The organism is Ferruginibacter sp. HRS2-29 (genome assembly GCF_024343615.1).
Taxonomy (GTDB): Bacteria; Bacteroidota; Bacteroidia; order Chitinophagales; family Chitinophagaceae; genus Ferruginibacter.
Genome location: NZ_RJUB01000127.1, coordinates 46,576 through 53,422, shown reverse-complemented (window position 1 = coordinate 53,422; position 6,847 = coordinate 46,576). Strand labels below are relative to the sequence as shown.

Annotated in this window: 7 protein-coding genes; 5 read left to right on the top strand and 2 right to left on the bottom strand. The window is 44.3% G+C overall.

Annotation, left to right across the window (positions count from 1 at the left end; all coding sequences use genetic code 11):
* The 4 genes from EGI32_RS13915 to EGI32_RS13900 all read left to right on the top strand — a co-directional run.
* Positions 1-772, top strand: a 772-nt coding sequence (locus EGI32_RS13915; protein ID WP_255155972.1) for a fumarylacetoacetate hydrolase family protein, incomplete at its 5' end; no start/stop codon positions are given.
* 222 nt (positions 773-994) lie between these two features.
* Complete coding sequence (locus EGI32_RS13910) at positions 995-1,381, top strand: GxxExxY protein (RefSeq protein WP_255155971.1); 387 nt, start codon at positions 995-997, stop codon at positions 1,379-1,381.
* 137 nt (positions 1,382-1,518) lie between these two features.
* Complete coding sequence (locus EGI32_RS13905) at positions 1,519-2,397, top strand: flavin reductase family protein (protein WP_255155970.1); 879 nt, start codon at positions 1,519-1,521, stop codon at positions 2,395-2,397.
* 116 nt (positions 2,398-2,513) lie between these two features.
* Positions 2,514-3,536 (top strand): patatin-like phospholipase family protein, encoded by a 1,023-nt coding sequence (locus EGI32_RS13900; RefSeq protein ID WP_255155969.1) that lies wholly within the window; start codon positions 2,514-2,516, stop codon positions 3,534-3,536.
* A gap of 81 nt (positions 3,537-3,617) precedes the next feature.
* Here the strand turns inward: EGI32_RS13900 and EGI32_RS13895 are convergent, their stop codons facing one another.
* Positions 3,618-4,331 (bottom strand): DUF4197 domain-containing protein, encoded by a 714-nt coding sequence (locus tag EGI32_RS13895; protein WP_255155968.1) that lies wholly within the window; start codon positions 4,329-4,331, stop codon positions 3,618-3,620.
* Positions 4,332-4,532: 201 nt separating this feature from the next.
* On the opposite strand from EGI32_RS13895, the gene lysS reads away from it, so the two are divergent.
* Positions 4,533-6,056 carry a lysine--tRNA ligase gene (gene lysS / locus EGI32_RS13890; RefSeq protein WP_255155967.1) on the top strand — a complete coding sequence of 508 codons (1,524 nt, stop codon included), beginning with the start codon at positions 4,533-4,535 and terminating at the stop codon, positions 6,054-6,056.
* Between the two features lie 99 nt (positions 6,057-6,155).
* Here lysS and pdeM read toward each other — a convergent pair whose 3' ends face one another.
* Positions 6,156-6,794, bottom strand: a complete 639-nt coding sequence (pdeM, locus tag EGI32_RS13885; protein WP_255155966.1) for a ligase-associated DNA damage response endonuclease PdeM — start codon at positions 6,792-6,794, stop codon at positions 6,156-6,158.
* Positions 6,795-6,847: the final 53 nt, after the last annotated feature.

The following is a 6,847-nucleotide window of genomic DNA, read 5'->3' as shown; positions in this document are numbered from 1 at the left end:
TCCAAACCCGCCGAGCTGCAGGGATGGTTATGCCTTCCGCCAGCATGTAGCCGCTGCCAGGCGCAACCGCAAAGTGGATATGATCCCGGAATTTGACCAGTACCCTATTTTTTATTTTACCAATCACCATAGCATCCAGGGTGCGGGAGAAGTGCGCTGCATGCCCGATCATTTTGAAAAGCTGGATTTCGAACTGGAAGCAGCCATCGTGATCAGTAAAGCCTGCCGGAATGTTACTGCCGCTGAAGCGGATCAGTACATCGCCGGGCTGATGATCATGAACGATATGAGCGCCCGCAGACTACAGATGGAAGAGATGCTGCTGAACCTTGGCCCCGCAAAAGGAAAAGATTTTTCTACCGCCATCGGGCCCGCCCTGGTAACGCCGGAAGAACTCGAACAATATGAAGTGCCTTGTAAAGAAGGCCATACCGGCAAAGCCTGGAACCTGGAAATGACCTGCTCGGTAAATGGCATCCTGGTAAGCAGGGGCAACCTTGCCGATATGGACTGGACATTTGCAGAGATCATCGAAAGGGCGAGTTATGGCGCCACCCTCTATCCCGGCGATGTGATCGGAAGCGGTACAGTAGGAACCGGGTGTTTCCTCGAACTGAACGGCACGGGCAAGTTCAACGACCCGAATTACCAGGAGCAATGGCTGCAGGAAGGGGACGTAGTAGATATGGAAATAACGGGGCTGGGGAAATTGAGCAATACGATGGTGAGAGAGGACAGTGAGTTGAGTTTATTTGGGTTGAAGAAGAAATAGTTGCGGGTGAAGGGTGACGGGTTGGTTGATCGTTGGTGAAGAATGAAGCGGTGGAGTTTTGAAGAAATATATAGTTTAACTAAAGAAACATTAGTGGTAAGTTAGGGGCAGGGAAAGGAGGGTTTGTATATTTGTTTGCGGGTTTGTTATAAGCGAAGTTTTTTTAACCGCAGAGAAGCGAGGGAGCAGAGTTTTCGCAGAGATAAATATACAAACTGGAAGATGAACAAAGAGATGTTGAATGGTTTAGGAGCGATTATATTAGACGCGTCCATTACTGTCCATAAAGAATTAGGTCCGGGCTTGCTGGAATCTGCTTATCGTGTGGCTTTGAAACGGGAGCTGGAATTAAAAGGGCTGATGGTAAAATCGCATGTAGCAGTAGAATTGGTTTACAAAGATGAGCCCTTGGGTAAAGCGTATGAAATCGATCTTTTGGTAGAAAACGAGATCATCATCGAGACAAAGGCTACGGAAGGAATCGCTCCAGTTTTTGTTGCACAATTAATAACATACTTAAAATTATATAGTAAAAGTTTGGGCTATTTGATAAATTTTAATGTCCCACTACTCAAAGATGGATTCAAAAGAATAGTATATAAATTTTAATTTTTACAGCAGATAAAAAGATGTAACAGAGTTTTCCGTAAAAAATTTTTAGGTAAAATTTATCTCTGCGAAAACTCTGCTCCCTCCTGTTCTCTGCGGTTAAGAAACCTTCAAAAAATTCAGACTCCCTAAAAAATATGATCCTCGATTTAAAACATCTCTCCTCTGCCGATAGTCAAAACTACCTCCAGCATGCCATCGCACCAAGGCCCATCTGTTTTGCATCAACAATAGATGGTAACGGAAATGTCAACCTAAGCCCGTTCAGTTTTTTTAATTTATTTTCTTCCAACCCACCGATCGTAATTTTTTCACCGGCGCGGCGGGTAAGGGACAACAGTACCAAGCATACTTTACAGAATGTGCACGAAGTAAAAGAAGTGGTGATCAACATCGTGGATTATGATATGGTACAACAGGTATCCTTATCCAGCTGCGATTTTCCGAAAGAAAACAATGAATTTATCAAAGCTGGCTTTACCGAAGAAAAAGCAACCCTGGTAAAACCGCCGATGGTGAAGGAAAGTAAGATAAAACTTGAATGTAAAGTACTGGAGATAAAAGAGCTGGGCACCGAAGGTGGCGCCGGTAACCTCGTGATCTGCGAAGTGCTGCTGATGCATATTGATGACAGCATACTCGACGAAAATAAAAAAATAGACCAGCAGAAAATACAGCAGGTGGCCCGCCTTGGCGGCGACTGGTACTGCAAGGTAAACAGCAGCAATCTCTTCAAAGTAGCCAAGCCGAATATACAATTGGGTATCGGCATTGATGCCCTGCCGGAGAATATCCGCACAAGCACCATCCTCTCCGGCAACCATCTCGGGCAACTGGCCAATGTGCATGAAATGCCCTTGATAGATGCGGCTTTCAGCGACGACGAACTGGCCAAGATCGTTCATTATTACAGCCTCAATACTCAGGATATGGAAATTGAAATGCACCGTTATGCAAAAAAACTGCTGGATGCCGGCAAAGTAACAGAAGCATGGCAGGTATTGCTTTCAATATAATTTGATAATGGATAATGTTAAAATGGATAATTGATAATACATTAAATTCGAAGTTTAACCGATAATTGTAACCGGAAAGGCATTATCCATTATCGAATTATCCATTATAACATGCCATGAAAAAAGTATCTGTGATCTTCCTTCTTTTCATTTCGTCGGTTTCCGATGCGCAATACAAAAACCTTGTATTTGAAGGCGGTGGCACCCGTGGCCTGGCTTATGCAGGAGCAGTGCATGCCCTGGAACAAAAAGGTGTACTCGCCAATGTGGAAAAAGTGGCCGGAACTTCGGCGGGCGCTATCATTGGAATGATGCTGGCGCTGGGGTACAACAGCAAAGAGATCGATTCTATCATGTTCGGCTTGCGGATACAAAAATTCAACGACGGAAATGGCGGATTGGTAGGAAAATACAAAAGGGCGAAAAAATATTACGGCATCCACAAAGGTGATGCATTTGAAAACTGGCTCGAAGGGCTGGTAGAAAAAAAGACCGGCAACCCATTCTTCACTTTTGCACAACTGGATTCGCTTTCCAAACGAAATAAAAATTACCGCCAGTTTGCCTGCGTAGGTACCAACCTGAGTAAACAACGATCCGAAACATTTTCATTTGCCAACAGCCCATCCATGCCACTGAAAACAGCAGTGCGCATCAGTTGCTCCATTCCATTCTTCTACGAGCCGGTGCTGATAGATAGTGCAGGCAAACAAATAAAAGAACCGGTAAGAGGGTATAATTACCAGGTATATGCCGACGGAGGTATCCTCGCTAATTATCCCGTCAATATTTTTGATTCCTGCAAAAACATGGGCAACCCGTTGTTCTGCGACAGCATTTTTTACAATAAGGAAACGCTTGGTTTCAAACTTGACAGAAAAGAGCAGGTGGATCAATATCCTTCTTCCACCGACATTACTCCTTACAATATCCGGAACCTGAAAGAATACGGTGCCGCATTTTTCAATCTTATCATGGAAACCATGAACAGGAAAGCCGCTTTGCTGAACGAAAAAGACCGAACCGTCTATATACCTTATTCCGACCTGTTTTCGAACCCTAAAAAAGTGAGCGATGCCGAAAAGAAAGAGATGTATGAGAGCGGCAGGGCTGCTACGGAGAAATTCTTTAATAAATGATTACACGAATTTTTCGAATTACACGGAATAGCGAAGATTAAATAAGTAATCCATGTCATCCGTGTAATTCGTGTATTAAAATTATTTATACGCTCCGCCAAACACTTTCTTCAAAATATCCGAAGTACGTGCTGCCAGGTTGGTGCGGATATTCACTTCTTCTTTTGCCACCAGGTCAAACAGTGCATTGGTAGCCCTTTGTGTAACATACCCCGTAAGGTCCGGGTTTAGTTTATTGAAGGTTGTGGGGAGGCTGTTGTATTTATTGATGAGGTCGCCATAATATTTTGTACCATCTACTTTATCCAGTGAAGCCTTTATTACAGGGGTAAAAGCCGCGATGAGTTTTACAGTTGTTTTTTCGCGAAAAAAATGGGTGGCGCTGGTGTCTCCATTTCTTACCAGGCCGATAGCATCGGTGATCGTCATGCTTTTGATAGCATCCACAAAGATCGGCTTGGCATATCCTGCCGCATCTTCCGCCCCGCGGTTGATCTGCAAAATGGCTTTGTCCACCATACTATTCAACCCAAGCGCACGAAGTGTATTCTCAATCTTTTTTGCTTCCGGCGGTAATAATATTTTGTAAAGCGCATCTTTGAAGAACCCATCTACGGAATTCAGTTGCAGTACCGATTTTGCCAATCCCTGCGACAGCGCTTCTTTGATACCCTGACCGGCTTCAGTCTGTGAAATACCGCCGATGGCGCTTCCGGTGGTAGGCAGGTTTTGTATCACATCGCAGCTGCTGAGCCCGATTGATGCAACCAGTAAAAGTGTAATGATCTTTTTCATAAACGTTGTTTATTTTTTCCATAGACGAGCAAATAGGCTGCCACGTTTTTAAATGGATAATTGTATAATTGATAATGGACAATGCTTCTAACAGCTAATTACCGCAATACCTGAGTGTAGCACCATCCGAAAGTACGCATTATCAATTATCCATTATCACATTATCCATTGTCTTATCTTTGGCGCCGAATTAAACAAAATATGAGTACTCAACATTTATCTGAACAGGAGATCATCCGCAGGGAAAAACTGGCCGAACTGGCAAAACTGGGCATAGACCCTTATCCTGCTGCACTTTACCCGGTAAACAGCAGCGCCGCTTTCATCAAAGAAAATTTTAAGGAAGGCGAAAATAACGCCGACTTCGCGGAAGTATGCATCGCAGGCCGCATCATGAGCGTACGCGACATGGGTAAAGCCAATTTTGCCGTAATACAGGATGCCAGCGGAAAGATCCAGTTTTACATAAAGCAGGATGACATTTGCCCCGGGGAAGATAAAACCATGTACCAGACTGTCTGGAAAAAACTGGTCGACCTAGGCGATATCGTTGGTGTAAAAGGGTACGTGTTCACTACCAAGACCGGCGAAACCTCGATACATGTAAAAGAATTTTCTATTTTAAGTAAAGCGATCCGCCCGCTTCCTGTGGTAAGGGAAAAAGACGGGGAGACTTTTGACGAAGTGACTGATCCGGAATTCAGGTACAGGCAGCGTTATGCAGACCTTATCGTAAATCCGGGTGTGAAGGAAGTTTTTATCAAACGCACCAAAATGGTAAATGCCATCCGCGAATTCCTCAACGAACGCGGGGCGCTGGAAGTGGATACCCCTGTGTTGCAGGTGATCCCCGGCGGCGCGGCGGCAAGGCCTTTCACCACGCATCACAATGCACTGGATGTACCGATGTATATGCGTATCGCCAACGAGCTTTACCTGAAACGACTGATCGTAGGCGGTTTTGAATGGGTGTATGAGTTCAGCCGCAACTTCCGCAATGAAGGGATGGATCGCACACACAACCCGGAATTTACCGTGCTGGAATTTTATACCGCTTATAAGGATTACGAATGGATGATGGATACCACAGAGCTCTTGCTGGAAAAAACGGCGATCGCTACCAATGGTGTTCCGAATACCGTGATTGGAGATAAGGAAATCAGCTTTAAAGCGCCTTACAAAAGGATCAGCATGTATGATGCCATCAAGGAACATACCGGTCACGATATCAGCGAAATGGATGAAGACGGTATACGCGATGTATGCAAACAGTTAGGCATACACGCAGATGTGAAATGGGGTAAAGGAAAACTGATAGATGAAATATTCGGCGGTAAATGTGAAGCAAATTATATTCAACCAACTTTCATTACGGATTACCCGGTTGAAATGAGCCCGCTTACTAAGAAGCATCGCAGCAAACCCGGGCTGGTAGAACGTTTCGAATTGATCGTAAACGGGAAAGAGATCGCGAATGCTTATAGCGAGTTGAACGACCCGATCGAGCAGCGCGAACGTTTTGAAGAACAGGTTAAGCTGATGGAGCGTGGCGACGATGAAGCCATGTTCATCGATCATGACTTTTTACGTGCATTGGAATATGGCATGCCGCCTACCAGCGGGATCGGATTCGGTATCGACAGGCTCTGCATGCTGCTTACCGGTCAGGTTTCCATACAGGATGTGCTGTTCTTCCCGATGATGCGACCAGAGAAAACGGACTAGTGAATGAATAATTAATAATTAATAATTTTTTTGAGGGAGACTTCTGGTGATTGCAGAAGAACTTTCCTTTGAAAGAATTATTAATTATTAATTATTAATTCACACTTTAAACACCGTCCCTTCTCCTATGGCATAAAAATCACATTCCTCTATACAATAACCTACATCCAGCCCGGTAAATAAACTGAATGCCGGCAATACCAGCTGATTTTCATTGACTGCAAAACACGGCAGCTTTATCGCCTGCTTCGCTTTTCCCCGCAATAATACCCCGGGATGGATATGTCCCGAAATAGAAAAGTAGTTTTCATTCGGCCCTGTATATTCATGTACAAACTGAAAAGGATGCAGTGACAAATTCGGTTTGTACAATTCGATGTCCATGTGCATGTACTGCAACGGTTTCAGCCTGTCGTGGTTGCCCTGTACCAGCACTATCTTCAATCCGTTGAATGAATGGCGCCAGTTGGCAAAAGTTTCTATGTCAGTATTATGATTTTGATGATGAAACATATCTCCCACAACGATAAGTTGTTTTGGTTGAAATTCCGCGATCAGTGAAGTCAGTCTTTCCAGGTCAGCTGCCAGCAAACTGGAGGGAACCGGTATTCCGAATTGCCTGAAATGCGCCGCCTTGCCAAGATGTACATCCGCTATCACCAATGCTTTTTCCCGTTCCCAATACAATGCCCTTTTTTCAGAGAGAATAATTTCCTCTCCTCTTATCGTTATTTTCATTTCTTTCCAATTCTATTCTGTCAGCCTGAGCTTGTCGAAGGCGAAATTTTACA